Consider the following 15,815-nt stretch of genomic DNA (forward strand, 5'->3'; position numbering starts at 1 on the left):
GGAAAAAGAGACACAGCAATTTCATTAAACTACTATTGGATATACAACGTAAAACGAAGATAATCTATTTGAGAGGGAATCACGACGACTTCATGGACAGGATACTTCCTTTCAAGTTTCAGAATATAGAAATTGTTAAAGATTATATCTACAAAAGCGGAGACAAACGGTTCTATGTCCTCCACGGAGATGTATTCGACCTTGTTACATCTCGCTACAGCTGGTTATCTAAAATCGGAGATGTAGGTTACTCTCTACTGATGCTGATCAATAGATACTACAACAACAGACGAGAAAAAAAGGGGTTGCCTTATTACTCCCTGTCGCAAGAAGTGAAGAAAAAAGTAAAAGCATCTGTATCATACATTAGCGATTACGAGAAACATATTGTAGATATAGCACGCCACAAAAAGTGTGACGGGGTTATATGCGGTCACATACATCAACCCGAAAAAAGATATTATGGCGATATTCTTTATCTGAATTCGGGTGATTGAGTCGAATCTCTATCTGCTCTCACCGAAGACTATGACGGCAATTGGGAGGTTGAATATTATGTACCTGAGCCACAGGCTAACAATTCGGTATTTGAAGACAAGAAAGATATAAGATTTGCAATATGAGATATTTATTTATTGTTCAAGGAGATGGACGAGGGCACATGACTCAGGCTATAGCCTTGTCTGATATCCTTCGCCGCAATGGTCACGAGGTTGTAGAAGTTTTAGTTGGAAAAAGTAAGGTTCGGGTCATACCCGATTTTTTTTATCAGAAAATCGGAGCTAAAGTAAGAACTTTCGATACCTTGTCTTTTGTATTCAAAAAAGATAAAAAGCGGATCCACTTCTTAAAGACTTTGCTTTTCAACATATCGCCTAAGAGATTAAGGAAATATAAAAAAAGCATAGAGAAAATACATCGGCGTATACAGAAAAACGAACCCGATGTTATTGTCAATTTCTACGAACTGCTCACCGGGCTCACCTATTTGCGATTTAGCACTGATATCCCGATTGTANNGTAAATATCGGACATCAATATCTGCTAAAACATCCGGGCTATTTACATGGAAAAGGAGATGAACAAGGAATGATGTTCTTGAGACTGCACATGCTGCTATGTGGTGTAGGTGCAACCAAAACACTTGCGTTATCATTCTATCCGTTAAAAGATTATATCCCCGAACGTATTGCAGTAGTTCCGCCTCTGCTCCGATCCGAAATATTATCGCTACAACCTACAACCGAAGACTACATTTTGGGATACATGCTTAATCATGGGTATGAAAATGAAGTAAGGGCATGGCACGAGCAACATCCTAACGTAAAATTACATTTCTTCTGGGATAAGCAAAATGTACCGAAGGAACTAATAGTAGACGAAAATTTAACACTCCATACGATCGATGATGAAAAATTCCTTAACTTTATGAGCAGATGCTGCGGATATATTACAACAGCGGGGTTCGAATCGGTTTGTGAAGCTCTCTATCTGGGGAAAGCCATAATGATGATCCCGGCTCATATAGAACAGGAAGTAAACGCAGCTGATGTTATCTCTTTTGGAGGAGGCATTGTTGGAAACAATTTTGATATGAGCGTGTTATTAAACTATATGAAAACAAAGCAACAATCGGATGACTCTTTTCGTGAATGGGTAAATTCGGCTGAGCAGACTTTTTTAAGGCATCTAACAACACTGGCATAAATGATAAACAACAGGGATTTAAGCTGGCTAACCTTTAATGAGCGGGTACTGCAAGAAGCTCAGGATAAAAGTGTACCTCTGATGCAGAGGCTTCGTTTTCTTGGTATATTCTCAAACAATCAGGACGAGTATATAAAGGTTAGGATAGCCAATATCGTCCGCCTTAGTCAGATTAGAGCAAAGAACGCACCTCTCCTCTCGGGAGGATACACTGCTAAAGAATTACTGCCCCTTATCAACAGTCAGGTCTCTGAAGGGCAAAAGAAATTTATGCAAACTTATATCGATGTTCTCTCCGAAATGGAGAAACATAATATTTATGTAGTGAATGAGAAAAAACTGAACCAGAAACAAAAACAGTTTTGCCACGAATATTTCTCGAGCGTTGTCAGCCCGCTTCTTGTTCCACTTATAATTCGTAAATCTACCCAATTACCCTTTTTGCGGGATAACAATATCTACCATGCGGTTAAGATGTGCTCCGACAAAAACGATTCCAGATATGCAATTATTCAAATTCCGGTAAGTTCTTCATGTCCACGCTTTGTCGTATTGCCATCAGTAAAAGGCAGACACGACATCATATTTTTAGATGATATAATTCGTTTATGCTTGGACGAAATATTCTTTATGTTTAATTATAAAAGTATTTCGGCATATACATTCAAGCTGATGCGTGATGCTCAACTCACAATAGATGACGACATTTCTAAAAGCTTGATAGAAAAGATGGAGACCGGATTACAAAATCGTCTGCACGGACAGCCTGTTCGCCTCATCTACGACAAAGAGATGCCCGAAGACTTGTTAGATATCATATCATCAAAGCTCCAGCTAAAAAGGCGAGAGGAACTAGATGCAGGAGGGCGATATCATCTTATGAGGGATTTAATGAAATTCCCTAAGGTACGTCCCGATCTTGAAAGCAAAAGCTTGGCTCCGCTAAACCATCCGCATATAAAGCCTTTTTCGAGCATATTGAAAACCATTGCTCGTAAAGATGTATTACTTAATTATCCATATCATACATTTAATCATTTTATTGATTTTCTTCGGGAAGCTGCGATAGATCCTAAAGTAGAAAGTATCTATATCACTTTATATCGTGTTGCAGAACGTTCGAAAGTTATTAATGCCCTCATCAATGCAGCCAAGAACGGCAAGAGAGTAGTTGTATTAATGGAACTACTGGCACGATTCGATGAAGAACAAAATGTAGAATATTCGGAGATACTGCAAAAGGAGGGGGTAAAAGTCATACATGGCGTCACCGGACTAAAGGTACACAGCAAAATCGTTTTGGTAGAACGTAAGAATAAAGATTTTGCATATATCGGAACCGGCAACTTTAATGAGGCAACAGCTCAGATATATGGCGACTTCGGCTTGTTTACATCAAATCCTCAAATAGTAGCTGATACGGCTATAGTATTCGATTTTCTGATCAATACACACAAACACTTCTCGTGCAAGCAACTGCTTGTTTCACCTTATTACATGCGCAATCAATTCGTCAACCTTATTAAGAAAGAAATAAAGAATGCGCAGAACGGAAAACGGGCTCATATATTTGCTAAGTTTAACAGCCTTACCGATGAAGAAATGGTGAAGCTGCTTTACAAAGCAAGTCAGGCAGGAGTCGAGATACGGCTCATCGTAAGAGGAGCATGTTGCTTACAACCACAAATGAAAGATCTGAGTGAAAACATACGGGTAATAAGTATTGTCGATCGCTATCTCGAACATGCACGTATAGCCATATTCCACAATGGTGGAGACGAGAAAGTTTACATCATGAGTGCAGACTGGATGACACGAAATCTAGACAGAAGAATAGAGGTGGGAGTTCCTATCCTCGACAAAGAAATAAAACAAACATTGAAGGGCTTCTTTGATATACAATGGTCGGATAACGAAAAAGCAAGAGATCTCACTGTCTTTGGAAGCAACAATTATGTAAAGAGAGGAGACAATCCTCCTTGCCGTTCTCAGACAGCTTTATACGATTTTTATAAGAAATTGAATGATAAAAAATGAATACAGATATATTTGCAGCAATAGATATAGGTTCTAATGCTATTCGCCTACTTATAAACAACATTGAAGTAAACGGAACAACGCCCGACTTCAAGAAGGTAGCTTATCTCCGTGTACCTATCCGTTTGGGTGACGACGTATTCACCTCTGGAACAATAAGCAAAGATAAGGAGTGGCGGCTTATACATGCAATGCAGGGCTTCTCACATATAATGAAAGCCTATGGCGTGATGAACTACAGAGCCTGTGCAACCAGCGCCATGCGTGATGCTACCAACGGAGCCAATATAGTAGAAGACATACGGCGCGAGAGTGGCATAAACATAGACATCATAACAGGCAGGGAGGAAGCCGAAATCATATACGAGGCCGGAGAGTTGGACAACTTTATGGACAAAAGGAAGAACTACCTCTATGTTGACGTTGGAGGAGGTAGTACAGAGGTGATCGTATACAGCAATCAGCAGAAAGTCGACTCCAATTCGTTTCAGATGGGAACTGTGCGCTTACTCGTAGATGCCGTAAAAGAAGATGAAGAGAAACGATTTAAGTCTTGGTTGAAGGATATCTCTAAAGACAATAACTCATTCAGTATAATTGCATCGGGTGGAAACATAAATAAGATCCACAAAGTATTAGGAAAAAGAGAACGTGAACCTATCAGCTATGACGAACTGAAGAAACTCTACGATAGCCTAAAATCGTTGAGTTATGAAGAGCGGATTCAGTCTTATAAGCTTAATACTTACCGTGCTGACGTTATTGTTCCTGCTTTGAAGATATTCTTATCGATTAGTAAGATTTGTAAAGTGAACGAAATATTCGTTCCTAAGATCGGACTATCGGATGGTATTATATATCACTTATTTCATGAGCATCAAACATCTGGAACCGTTGCTAAGAAATAGTATATCTAAATAGCAATGCCCTTGTCTTTAATATGGGTAGCAGCCTCTTCTTTCAAGTCTTTTACCCAGTCAAATCGCAAGTAAGGAATTACTGCTCTGGCAATATTGATAACAGTAGGATAGGAATAGGATTTTTCACGCACATCCTCTTTAATCAGATGCTTGTTTTGGTCTAATTCAACAGCAAGGTTTATCACAATACTGAATACTACAAGCCATTTAGCACAACAAAACAAAGCTCCGGACAGTCGGTTGAGAGCACTCATTTTTATGGCTTCCACAAATGACTCGAGTAGCTTCCCCGCAAAGAACAACGCCACGATAATAAGCAGAAAGGCCACAATATAAGATAATGGGCCGATAATGTGAGGAGACGCCTCGGTTAGCTCTATCAACTTGGGAGCTATAAAGCCTGACAACTGACCAGCAAAAACCGCACCTAATATCAATCCGGCTAAAGATGCTATTTGCATAACAAGCCCGGAAAAGAACCCCTTAACAAGGGTTATCCCAATCAATATAACTACAAGCAAGTCGAACCAATTCATAGAAAGTGAGGCTTATATAAAAAACAAAAGTAAGAATTATAATAATTCTTACCTTGTATATCTTTAGCAAAATGCCTTTAAAAGATCTTATTTGCTGTATTCGTCAGAGACAGTTAGTTTAGCTCTTCCTTTTGCTCTGCGTGAAGCAAGTACTCTGCGTCCGTTTGCAGTAGCCATTCTAGAGCGAAAACCATGTTTGTTTTTTCTCTTTCTGTTTGATGGTTGAAAAGTTCTTTTCATTGCTATATATTATTTTCTGTTATAATTTCAATTATCTTCCAGATATTCGGGTTGCAAAAATAGGATGTTTATTTAATATAAGCAAGTATATTAACGTTTTATTTTCTCTAAATTGATGAAACTGTATCTGTATTTATGTTTCTCATCTGTATCATGATCTTCTCGCGATAGCTCCTCCCACTCTTCCTGTTTTATTTCGGGGAAGAAGGTGTCCGCTCCTTCAAACTGATGATGAATACGGGTCAGATAAAGCCTGTCTGCAAAACCAATTGCTTTCTTGTATATTGTTCCGCCCCCGATAAAAAAGATCTCCTGTTCATCTTTACAAAGCTCTATTGCCTCATCGATAGATGAAACCATTTCGCAGCGATCGAATTGTAAATCCTTATTATTAGTTATCACAATATTCCTTCTGCTGGGCAATGCACCTTTAGGTAACGACTCAAACGTTCGACGCCCCATTATAACAGGATAACCCGCTGTGATAGCCTTAAAATGCTTCAGATCGTTCGGCAAATGGCAAAGCAGGTCATTATTTTTACCGATGGCATTTGCTTCGTCAACCACAACTACAATTGATTTTATTGTCATAATTTCTTTATCTATAATTTTAGAACCGGACTCCGTAGCCTATACGTATGAGACTATAATCCGTATACCACGCATTCTTTTTTTTATCTATCAGATTATATCTATAATCGAAATTCAAGAATCCTTTCTTGCTTACGTTATACTCAACTCCTGCACCAAAACTAAGACCAAATCCTGTTTCATTTACATTATTCGGAATTCCTGAGAATGAATGATTGGACATAATACCTCCAGCAAAAGGATATATAGACAAGTTATTACACACATGTAATTGATACTGTAAATTAATTCCGAAATCCAGACCGAAACTACTTTCTTCAGGAAAATAGGCTACGAAATCGGTTGCTGCTCTAAAATTAGCAGGCAAATTATATTTATACTGTAAACCTACGCCCCAATTCGTATAATTAAATTTATTCCGATAAGCGAGATCCATTACTAAAGCTGATTTTTGAGCTTGCACACTCACACAGCAAATAAAAAACACAACGAACGCAAATAAATTCTTTTTCATATTATTATTTTATTGGTGTCAGTCCTATTTTTTTCGCTTTCTCTATCAAATAATTGTAAGCAGCGTCATATTCATTGGGAATCACCCCATCTAAGATAGCATCTTTGATGGATGACTTAAGCCGTCCCACTTCCACTCCGGGCCCAAGACCGAACATTTCCATTATTTCCTCACCCTTGATCGGCGGTTGAAAATTCCTCACCTGATCTTTCTCTTCTATATCTCTTAGTTTCTGACGTACAATCTCAAAATTACGAAGGTAACGACGAACCTTATCGGGATTCTTTGATGTAATATCGGCTTCACACAATGTCATCAGATCATCAATATCGTCACCTGCTTCAAAAAGCAAACGGCGAATGGCTGAATCAGAAATTTCCTCGTCTACCAATACCTGAGGACGCATATGCAAAGTAACCATTTTTTGCACATACTTCATCTTTTCATTCAATGGGAGCTTCATCCGTCTAAAGATTCCGGGAATCATCTTCTCGCCTATGAAATTATGATTGTGAAAAGTCCAACCGAATTTATTATCCCAGCGTTTGGTTGCAGGCTTGGCAATATCATGAAGTATAGCCGACCATCGGAGCCAGAGATTGTCTGTTTTCTTTGATATATTATCTAAGACGACCAAAGTATGATAAAAATTATCCTTATGTCCTACCCCTTCTTTTGTTTCAGCACCTTTCAAAGCTACTAATTCAGGAAAGATAATAGAAAGCAATCCGGTCTGATCGAGTTGAAGAAAACCAATCGAAGGTTTAGGCGAAAGTACTATTTTGTTCACCTCATCGATTATGCGCTCTCTTGATATAATCTCTATACGATCCTTATTTCGGCTGATTGCATCAAAGGTTTTAGGTTCTATATCAAAACCTAGTTGTGAAGAAAAACGTATTGCCCTGAGCATTCTCAAAGGGTCGTCGCTGAATGTAATATCAGGATCGAGCGGAGTACGAATAGTCAAACTATCCATATCTTTGAGCCCACCGAAAGGGTCTAGCAATTCTCCAAAACGATCTTTATTAAGACAAATCGCTAACGCATTTATTGTAAAATCTCTACGATTTTGATCGTCTTCGAGCGTACCATCCTCTACAATCGGTTTGCGCGAGTCTCTATTATAAGACTCCTTGCGAGCTCCAACAAACTCTATCTCCGTATCTTTGTACTTAATCTGTGCTGTACCAAAGTTCTTAAAAACCGAAAGTTTTGCTTTCCGCCCCAGAGCCTTAGTCACAGCCTCTGCCAGCTCGATACCTTTACCAATAGTAACAATATCTATATCTTTGGATACACGGCGTAGAAATATATCACGTACATAACCACCTATAGCGTAACATTCAAGATTCATCTCATCTGCCACACGTGAAATAGTATCAAATATTTCTCCCGAAAATTTCTTCTTTATTATATCGTTAAATTCGTTATTTAACATTTTATGTAGATAACTCTTTATTTCTATCAATCAAGTGACAAAAAGTGACAAAACAAGATATTCACAAACGCATAACAATCAAAACATTAAACATTAAAAGGTGACAAAAGTGACACTTCTTAATCTATTTCGAATTGTTACTTTTTCGCTTCTTCTTTTCAGCCTACTTCTCTCTATATAAGATAATTTGAAGCCAGAATAATGAACCGGCTAAAACCAATCACTCTACATATAATACCAATCCTTTCAGGTATTCGCCTTCAGGATGATAGATATTGATCGGATGATCGGCGGGCTGACTTAACTGGTGTAATATTCTCACACTCCTACCCGACAAAGCAGCAGCACTGAATACAGCCAAACGGAAAGCGTCTTTACTGATAACCTGCGAGCAAGAAAAAGTAAATACAACACCTCCGGGTGCTACTTTTTCGAATGCAGCAGCATTTAAACGCTTGTAACCTTGTAATGCATTTTTTATAGCCCCTCTATGTTTTGCAAAAGCGGGAGGATCAAGGATGATCAAATCATAGTCTCCTTTATTGATACCGCCCAAAAACTTGAATGCATCTTCGGCAAAAGCCTCATGTCGTTTATCATCGGGAAAATTCAACCCTACATTCCTATTCGTCAACATAATTGCCTTAGATGAGCTATCCACAGAGTGAACCAGATTTGCACCACCACGCAAAGCATAGAAAGAGAACCCTCCTGTATAACAAAACATATTTAGTACAGACCGACCTTTTGAATACTTTTCGAGCAATGCTCTATTATCTCGCTGATCTACAAAGAAACCGGTCTTCTGCCCTTTTACCCAGTCAGGATAAAACTTCAAACCATTCTCAAGTGCTATTTCGTTGACAGAATCACCTTTGTACAGATACTCATTTTCTGCTCCCAGATTGGCTTTGTATGGCAAGGTGGTTTCCGATTTGTAATATACATTTTTCAGATTATCTCCTAACACGGCCTTCAATGCATCACAGATCATCAGACGTGACTCGTGCATTCCTACCGAATGAGACTGAATAACAGCCGTTTCGGCATAAACATCTACGATAAGACCGGGGAGAAGATCGCCTTCTCCATGTACAAGGCGATATGAATTATTATTATCAGATAATAAGCCTATCGATTTCCTCAACTCCAATGCCGAAGACAAACGCTTTTTCCAGAAATCAAGATCAATATCTTCTTCTTCAAAAGATAATACCCGAACCTCTATACTCCCAATCTGATAATGACCGACAGCAATAAATTCATCGTTCACGGTATATACGTTAACGACTTCTCCTTCTGTAAGACTTTCATCTTTAGACTGTACTGCTCCCGAGAATATCCAAGGATGAAAACGCTTAAGCGATTCTTCTTTTTTAGGCTTTAGCTTGACCTTTTTATAATTCATAATTAAATAGCTGTCGAAATGAAGCTACAAAATTACAACTTTATTATCAAAGATGCACCCCAACGCATAGGTTTTCCTTTCTGAGCAAAATATTTACTGTCTGACCCAAACAAAAATGTATTGTAATCGCGATCGAGAATATTTTTACCCCAGAATTCTAATGAGAATATATTTTTTTCTAAAACAAGGTTAGCATTAAGTGTTCCGTAAAATCCTTGCGACATCACATTATCTTCAGCCCAATAGGTTTTTCCGATTCCGGCAAAATTGGTATCGAATGTTATTCTATCCAACAATGTATTCCGTTTAAAATCATACGAAATACTACCGCCGATGCTGAATGTAGAACCGGGAGCAAACGGAATATGATTGCCTGTATAGTCTTTTACAACGTCTCCCGTACTATTCCTTACTTTATTATCTTTGAATGTAGCATCAGCCAAGCCATAATTCGCATAAAGATAAAAACCTTTACATGGGCGGGCCTTCAAGCCGATTTCAAAACCTTTACTTTCTGCTTTACCGGCGTTACTTACCATACGTCCACCCCGATTATTTACAAACTGGGTAATCTGTACATCACGTATATCCATATAATATACGGCAAAGTTTGCCTGCAACGAATTTTCTATAATATCAACTTGTCCGCCAAGTTCATAGCTCCAGCTATATTCAGGATTATAAGAGATACGATTATTAACTGGTGTACCGGCAGATGCAGAATGACCGCCACCCATACTCGGTGGTAGCATACCCATCATTTTAGCTTCGAGGGCTTCTTGCAGAAGATCGGCAAATATCTGAATATTATGTCCTCCTGCTTTGTAGCCACGCGACGCTGAACCATATACAAATGAGTTTTCATTTATCTGATATTTTAATACGGCTTTAGGCAGAAACTCCAAAAAATCTTTAGAATTAGCACCTACAATGGCTGTATCCGCTGCAAAAGACATTGGAGGCATTGGTGAGTTAGGTATCTTCACATCAAAATTAGCTACAGTTTCGGCATTGTAGTCCAGCTTTGTTTTTTCATAGTCGATACGCAGACCTAAAGTAAGCGACAGTCCCTTTGCTTTGAACAAATTATTGAATGTTGACTGATGAAAAGCAGCTAAACCATAAGTCGGACGTTTATATTGTCCATTGAGGTCTATCTGATCATCCGTAAAAATAATTGGAGCCCCAACAGCCGTTAATGGCGCCTGCAAATACTTCTGAATTCCATCCGACATCATATATACAGGAGGAGTGGTATGCAAGTAGTCATAAAACCCATATCCGCCAAACGACCATTGATAATCAGAAGGCTTAGTAGATTTTATTGTGATCTCCTGACTCAGTGAATTTTGCCTTTGCTTCTGATTTATTTGAAACATCGACAATCTTGTATAATCCTGGTCCATGTTCATATCATCGTTCAGGTACTGATAACCCATTGTAGAGTTAATCTCATAGCCCTGACCCGTATAGCGAAGCGCTAACCCGTTTGTCAATAGTTTTCTTTTGTAATAGCTGTCAGAGTTGTAATCAACCTCTTCTGTCTCTATATTGGCATACGGAAATGCTCCCTGATCTACATAGTCGAAACTTACAGAATAGGTAGCAGACAGACGTGGACTGATATCCCAAACAAACTTGGCACGTCCTCCGGCATTTTTCATATCATCAACCTTTTTGCCGGTAAATAGATTCTTAAAATAACCATCATCTTGTTTGTAGTAACCTCCTACAGAAAATCCCATCTTACTATTTATCCGCTGATAATGTGAAGCGTTTCCCGAGAGCTGACCGTGATTACCACCCCCTATTTTTATTGTCGTTCCTTCGTAAGTTAGTGGTGAGTAAGTATAAACATTGATAATTCCGCCCATTGCATTACGACCATACAATGTACCTTGTGTTCCCCTTAGCACTTCTACACGCTGAATATCAAACAATTCGGAGTCAAACGAAGTTGTATTGAAATAAGGAATATTATCCACATACATACTTACTGTTTGCTCACCCGAACGTGCGCCGACACCTCTTATATAAAGCGGGGCTGTCATTTTAGAACCATAGTCAGCAGCAAAATAATTCGGTACTATCGCACTCAGGTCTTTGATAGAATGCACTTGCAAGCCGTCGAGATTCTTAGGCGAGAAAACGGACACTGCCGCCGGAAGCGATTTTAAACTATTTGTCTCTTTTGTAGATGAGAGAACAACAATATCATACTTCAATTCTGTATATAACGTATCTTTGGGCATTTCACCTTTGCCCAGCATAAATAAGAAAGAGAATAATAAAGATACGGTAAGGAATAATTTTTTAGTAGAGTTATATAATTTCATAGATTCTATTTATAAAAAATGCAAAGAAACATATTTTTATAATATCCTTCAATCACTACTTCTAGTGATTTGGAAACAAATCCTTATCTTGCACAAAATTTCCAAACCTTCAATTTGGAGAAAGAAATTATAAAAATGAGTACAGCTAAATATTATACACGTGGAGAAGAAATCGCAAATACCGTATCTCACGGATTAGGCATACTAATGGGTATTGCAGCGGGTTTCGTACTACTCTCCGCCGCCATCAACAGTGGGAACAATTGGGCTATCGGTAGTGTTATCGGTTATTTGTTCGGGATGCTGGCATCTTACATCACATCCACTTGCTATCACGGATGCACACACGAAAGACGAAAAAGTCTGCTTCGTAAATTCGATCATAGCGCTATCTATTTGCATATAGCGGGTACCTATGTTCCTTTTACACTAATCGTGCTTCGCAATGAAAGCGCATGGGGCTGGAGCCTTTTTGCCTTCATCTGTGTTGCCGCTATTACCGGGCTGATCATGAGCTTTACCAACTTAAAAAAACATAGCAACTTGGAAACAGTCTGCTTTGTACTGATGGGTGGTGCTATCCTCGTTGCATTTAAGCCTCTTTACGATGTGCTATCTCAGACAGGTCAAATCGATGCGTTATATTGGCTCATTGCGGGAGGTGTATCCTATGTGATAGGAGCATTGTTTTATTCGTGGACAAAGAAAAAATATATGCACACTGTCTTTCATGTATTCGTTCTGATGGGAAGTCTATGCCACATCATTGCCATATACACTATTCTATAGGTCTTATTTCCCATCAAGATATTTAATGTAATTAATTACGGCTTTTATATCGAGGTATGAGCATTCTTTGGGTAATTTCTCCTTGATTTCCGACAGAGAGGATTTTACACCCATCTTTTTGATTACAGGAAGCATATATTGCACTTTGTTATCGGGAACTAACTCTAAAATATCCAGCTCTCCGGTAAGGATAAAGCTCACAAGATGCCCCTCTATGGTAGTGGGCGACAGATTTCTCTCTGCGGCAATCTCTTTCACCGATTTTCCTTCGGTAAAGAGAGATAACGTGAGTCGGTGGCTATCCCCTTTTTGAGACTTGACTTTTTCAGGTGAAGCAACATTTTCGTAAGGAACTTCTACCTTCGAGAAGATTAACTCCTCAGTTAGGTTGATATTCCCATAGTTGATATGCTCTATCCGTGATAACAGCTTGAGCAATGTATTGTATACCTCGTTGGCTTTATTTAAGTATGCCTTTACTTTCGACTTCGTTTTGAATCTCTCCAAATGCAGCATCAATGGGGAAATAATACATTCAGAAACATCTTTATGGAAATATACAGCTGCTTTCTGCACTCTATCTTTCAATCTTGTCAGATCAGGATTGGGAGCAGATAATATATAATTCAGCTCTTTTATAAAGCTCTGTGCTATCTCTTGCTGTTCAATCGCTTTACTACACATTTGAGCAATCATAGACTGCACCTCTTCTTTTTCGGGAATCTTCTTTTCAGCGGCCAGCTCATTCAAAGAATGAAGGCTTCGAATAAAAGGCGTCCAATCAAAATATCTGACTAATTGCTTCGCACAGTAACGAGGTTTCTCTTGTTGTAGTATTCCATCCAGATAGACTATATCCTGCTCCTTTTTTGCAAATTCTATAGCATACGGATCGGTACTTATGCTCTGCTGGGTTATAGGAGAATATAGTACAATGCCATCCAACGACGTACAACGGCTAAGTGCCACATATACCTGTCCGGCTGCAAAAGCCTGTCCGGCATCAATTATTACCCTATCGAAAGTCAACCCCTGACTTTTATGAATGGTTATAGCCCAAGCCAAACGTATAGGATATTGTGTAAATGAACCAAGTTCCTCTTCCTCTATTTCGCCCGACTCTTCATTCAACGAATAACGGACATTTACCCACGAGTCGGGCTCTAGTTCCATTTCGTCTCCATTTTCGAATCTTACAAGGATATAATCTTCTTTCAATTGCACCACTGTAGCCAGCTTGCCGTTATAATAGCGACGATTTTCGCCCACATCGTTTTTCACAAACATAACCTGAGCTCCTTCTTTCAGAAGAAGTTCACATTCGGTGGGTAAAGAATTTTCAGAAAAATCTCCTTTTATCTCTCCTTTAAAGACATAACCTTTGCCCGGTAGCTGTCCCAGCTCTTCATTGTTAATGCGGTCAGTTTTATAGTTATGAGTGCATAGCGTAACATAGCTATCGCCTTTAGCAGGTCTGAAAGCAGGATTATATTTTTGGTTTAATACCTGTAGATCTTGCGAAGAGGTACAATTATTCCTCACCCGATTGAGTATATTTATAAATCGCTGGTCTTGCTGCCGGTATATCTTTTTTAACTCTATATAGAGCAGTGGATAATTATCCAGTACCTGCGCGTGAAAGAAGAAAGGTGATGGATAGTAATGCTTCAATTGTTCCCATTCTGCGGTTTGTACCACAGGAGGAAGCTGAAACATATCCCCGATAAAAAGTATCTGAACCCCTCCGAATGGCTCCTGATTGTTACGGTACCTACGAAGCATGTAGTCAATAGCATCTAACATATCGGCACGAAGCATACTTACTTCGTCGATAATCAACAAATCGAGTTCTCGCAACATCTCTATTTTCGATTTGCGAAGCTTGAAGTGATAGTCAAGCTTCTTTTTCCCTTCGAAGTTCGGGATAAATGGCTCGAACGGAAGTTGTAGCAATGAATGCAAAGTCACACCTCCCGCATTGATGGCCGCAACGCCTGTTGGAGCTGCAACGATCACATTCTTATCTATTGTTTTACGTATATGATGCAAAAAGGTGGTCTTTCCCGTTCCGGCCTTTCCTGTGAGGAAAACCGACTGAGATGTATGTTTGACAATATCACTTGCCAATTCAAAGACCTTGTTGACAGACACATCCATTATTTGGTAATATTTTCAATCGTATTTACAAATATAACTCTTATTTTTGTATCACTAGTTCATAACTTAGACCGCTATGACAAAATATATATTCATCTTTTTTTGTATTATTCTTATTTCCTCTTGCACGGTGACGAACCTTGTTTCAATCGAAGTACGTGAACCTGCACTAATTTCTTTCGAAAATCCTCAACAGAAAAACATTGTAATAGTTAATAACAGTGCATCACAATCGAGCGAAGATGTTGAGGCTAACGGAGAGGCTCTTAAAGATTCTTCTGTAATGCCCACAGATACAGCGAAAGCCATATTCACGAGCTCTTTGCGGCAATATCTGAGTGAAGAAAATTATTTCTCGAAAGTAGAAATCTATCCATACCCAACCAATGGNNGGTGCAGCAAATGAAGTCAGACCATTATCGGCAAGAAAAATACAAACGATATGTAAAGAACAAAATGCGGATATTTTACTTTCACTTGATTTATTCATTGCATCGGCATCATTAGAGTCGGTGAATGTAGAATACTTTAATAATTACAGCATCTTGAGTTCACAAATCGGGGTATTGCTCAAAGCCTACAGTCTGGATGGCAGCTTACTGGCTCCTCCCATAGCCCATGTAGATAGCCTTTTCAGAGAATCGGCTGTTTCTTGGAATAATATGAAAAACAATATTCCGGAAATCAACGATCTGGTAACCGAGATAACGATGAAGGCTGCGGACGCAATGACATCTGCTATTGTTCCTTCGTGGAAAACAGATACCCGTTGGTATTATTCGGATAGTTCGAAAGGGATGAGAGAAGCGACCGACATGGTTTTAGCCGGAAAATGGCAAGAAGCAGCTAACATTTGGAGTGAATTGTATGACAAGGAGAAGAATACAAACAAAAAAATACGACTTGCATCGAATATAGCTCTGGCCAATGAGAACCTCGATGATATAGAAAACGCATTAGCATGGATCGATATAGCCTACGATCTCTTACCCCAAAAAAGCAATTCAGATCTTGCCTCACAAGTCTTTTTTTATAAGGAAACTCTGACAAAAAGAAATTTAGACAAAAACAAGCTGTATAAGCAATTGGGAATAGATCCTCCGGTGAATGAGGATTATGATGTCCCGTCCTAAAATAGG

The 15,815-nt window shown here is 38.9% G+C and carries 16 protein-coding genes; 8 read left to right on the forward strand and 8 right to left on the reverse strand.

Annotated elements, in window-relative coordinates:
• From B3P17_RS09345 to B3P17_RS09365, 5 genes are all read left to right on the forward strand, one after another.
• A partial coding sequence (locus tag B3P17_RS09345; RefSeq protein WP_291105261.1) for a UDP-2,3-diacylglucosamine diphosphatase occupies positions 1–497 on the forward strand: 497 nt, incomplete at its 5' end.
• Between the two features lie 164 nt (positions 498–661).
• On the forward strand, positions 662–1,024 hold the full coding sequence (locus tag B3P17_RS09350) for a hypothetical protein (protein WP_422653393.1): 363 nt from the start codon (positions 662–664) through the stop codon (positions 1,022–1,024).
• Positions 1,025–1,089: 65 nt separating this feature from the next.
• On the forward strand, positions 1,090–1,707 hold the full coding sequence (locus B3P17_RS09355) for a glycosyltransferase family protein (protein ID WP_291105267.1): 618 nt from the start codon (positions 1,090–1,092) through the stop codon (positions 1,705–1,707).
• Positions 1,708–3,744, forward strand: a complete 2,037-nt coding sequence (ppk1, locus tag B3P17_RS09360) for a polyphosphate kinase 1 (RefSeq protein WP_252639565.1) — start codon at positions 1,708–1,710, stop codon at positions 3,742–3,744.
• Complete coding sequence (locus B3P17_RS09365) at positions 3,741–4,652, forward strand: hypothetical protein (protein ID WP_252639566.1); 912 nt, start codon at positions 3,741–3,743, stop codon at positions 4,650–4,652. The genes ppk1 and B3P17_RS09365 overlap by 4 nt, the downstream gene beginning before the upstream one ends.
• A gap of 5 nt (positions 4,653–4,657) precedes the next feature.
• Here the strand turns inward: B3P17_RS09365 and B3P17_RS09370 are convergent, their stop codons facing one another.
• The 7 genes from B3P17_RS09370 to B3P17_RS09400 form a co-directional block, all read right to left on the reverse strand.
• Positions 4,658–5,200, reverse strand: coding sequence for a CvpA family protein (locus B3P17_RS09370; protein ID WP_252639567.1), 543 nt, complete (start codon positions 5,198–5,200; stop codon positions 4,658–4,660).
• Positions 5,201–5,287: 87 nt separating this feature from the next.
• The gene (gene rpmH, locus B3P17_RS09375; RefSeq protein WP_006841928.1) at positions 5,288–5,440 is read right to left on the reverse strand and encodes a 50S ribosomal protein L34; all 153 of its coding nucleotides are present in this window, start codon (positions 5,438–5,440) and stop codon (positions 5,288–5,290) included.
• A 90-nt stretch (positions 5,441–5,530) separates the two neighbouring features.
• A complete protein-coding gene (locus B3P17_RS09380) occupies positions 5,531–6,031 on the reverse strand; it encodes a dihydrofolate reductase (protein WP_252639568.1) in 501 nt (166 codons plus the stop codon).
• Between the two features lie 19 nt (positions 6,032–6,050).
• On the reverse strand, positions 6,051–6,545 hold the full coding sequence (locus B3P17_RS09385) for an outer membrane beta-barrel protein (RefSeq protein WP_252639569.1): 495 nt from the start codon (positions 6,543–6,545) through the stop codon (positions 6,051–6,053).
• A 4-nt stretch (positions 6,546–6,549) separates the two neighbouring features.
• Entirely contained in the window at positions 6,550–7,986 is a 1,437-nt protein-coding gene (locus B3P17_RS09390; RefSeq protein WP_252639570.1) for a CCA tRNA nucleotidyltransferase, read from the reverse strand.
• 220 nt (positions 7,987–8,206) lie between these two features.
• The gene (locus B3P17_RS09395; RefSeq protein ID WP_252639571.1) at positions 8,207–9,394 is read right to left on the reverse strand and encodes a class I SAM-dependent rRNA methyltransferase; all 1,188 of its coding nucleotides are present in this window, start codon (positions 9,392–9,394) and stop codon (positions 8,207–8,209) included.
• A gap of 32 nt (positions 9,395–9,426) precedes the next feature.
• Complete coding sequence (locus B3P17_RS09400; RefSeq protein WP_291105274.1) at positions 9,427–11,730, reverse strand: TonB-dependent receptor; 2,304 nt, start codon at positions 11,728–11,730, stop codon at positions 9,427–9,429.
• A gap of 135 nt (positions 11,731–11,865) precedes the next feature.
• Here B3P17_RS09400 and trhA point away from each other — a divergent pair, with 135 nt between their 5' ends.
• Positions 11,866–12,519, forward strand: a complete 654-nt coding sequence (gene trhA / locus B3P17_RS09405) for a PAQR family membrane homeostasis protein TrhA (protein WP_252639573.1) — start codon at positions 11,866–11,868, stop codon at positions 12,517–12,519.
• 3 nt (positions 12,520–12,522) lie between these two features.
• Here trhA and B3P17_RS09410 read toward each other — a convergent pair whose 3' ends face one another.
• The gene (locus B3P17_RS09410; RefSeq protein ID WP_252639574.1) at positions 12,523–14,676 is read right to left on the reverse strand and encodes a helix-turn-helix domain-containing protein; all 2,154 of its coding nucleotides are present in this window, start codon (positions 14,674–14,676) and stop codon (positions 12,523–12,525) included.
• Positions 14,677–14,752: 76 nt separating this feature from the next.
• Between B3P17_RS09410 and B3P17_RS09415 the strand changes: the two genes are divergently transcribed.
• Both B3P17_RS09415 and B3P17_RS09420 read left to right on the forward strand, forming a co-directional pair.
• The gene (locus B3P17_RS09415) at positions 14,753–15,082 is read left to right on the forward strand and encodes a DUF6340 family protein (RefSeq protein WP_291105278.1); all 330 of its coding nucleotides are present in this window, start codon (positions 14,753–14,755) and stop codon (positions 15,080–15,082) included.
• Complete coding sequence (locus B3P17_RS09420) at positions 15,063–15,809, forward strand: DUF6340 family protein (RefSeq protein WP_291105280.1); 747 nt, start codon at positions 15,063–15,065, stop codon at positions 15,807–15,809. The genes B3P17_RS09415 and B3P17_RS09420 overlap by 20 nt, the downstream gene beginning before the upstream one ends.
• Positions 15,810–15,815: the final 6 nt, after the last annotated feature.

It is taken from the genome of Dysgonomonas sp. UBA7630 (genome assembly GCF_002483985.1).
In the GTDB taxonomy this organism is placed as follows: Bacteria; Bacteroidota; Bacteroidia; order Bacteroidales; family Dysgonomonadaceae; genus Dysgonomonas.

Excerpts from the sequence above, each read along its gene's own strand:
- B3P17_RS09355 (WP_291105267.1), top strand. The coding sequence starts at position 1,090 with ATGATGTTCTTGAGACTGCACATGCTGCTATGTGGTGTAGGTGCAACC.
- ppk1 (WP_252639565.1), top strand. The coding sequence starts at position 1,708 with ATGATAAACAACAGGGATTTAAGCTGGCTAACCTTTAATGAGCGGGTA.
- B3P17_RS09365 (WP_252639566.1), top strand. The coding sequence starts at position 3,741 with ATGAATACAGATATATTTGCAGCAATAGATATAGGTTCTAATGCTATT.
- B3P17_RS09370 (WP_252639567.1), bottom strand. The coding sequence starts at position 5,200 with ATGAATTGGTTCGACTTGCTTGTAGTTATATTGATTGGGATAACCCTT.
- rpmH (WP_006841928.1), bottom strand. The coding sequence starts at position 5,440 with ATGAAAAGAACTTTTCAACCATCAAACAGAAAGAGAAAAAACAAACAT.
- B3P17_RS09380 (WP_252639568.1), bottom strand. The coding sequence starts at position 6,031 with ATGACAATAAAATCAATTGTAGTTGTGGTTGACGAAGCAAATGCCATC.
- B3P17_RS09385 (WP_252639569.1), bottom strand. The coding sequence starts at position 6,545 with ATGAAAAAGAATTTATTTGCGTTCGTTGTGTTTTTTATTTGCTGTGTG.
- B3P17_RS09390 (WP_252639570.1), bottom strand. The coding sequence starts at position 7,986 with ATGTTAAATAACGAATTTAACGATATAATAAAGAAGAAATTTTCGGGA.
- B3P17_RS09395 (WP_252639571.1), bottom strand. The coding sequence starts at position 9,394 with ATGAATTATAAAAAGGTCAAGCTAAAGCCTAAAAAAGAAGAATCGCTT.
- B3P17_RS09400 (WP_291105274.1), bottom strand. The coding sequence starts at position 11,730 with ATGAAATTATATAACTCTACTAAAAAATTATTCCTTACCGTATCTTTA.
- trhA (WP_252639573.1), top strand. The coding sequence starts at position 11,866 with ATGAGTACAGCTAAATATTATACACGTGGAGAAGAAATCGCAAATACC.
- B3P17_RS09410 (WP_252639574.1), bottom strand. The coding sequence starts at position 14,676 with ATGGATGTGTCTGTCAACAAGGTCTTTGAATTGGCAAGTGATATTGTC.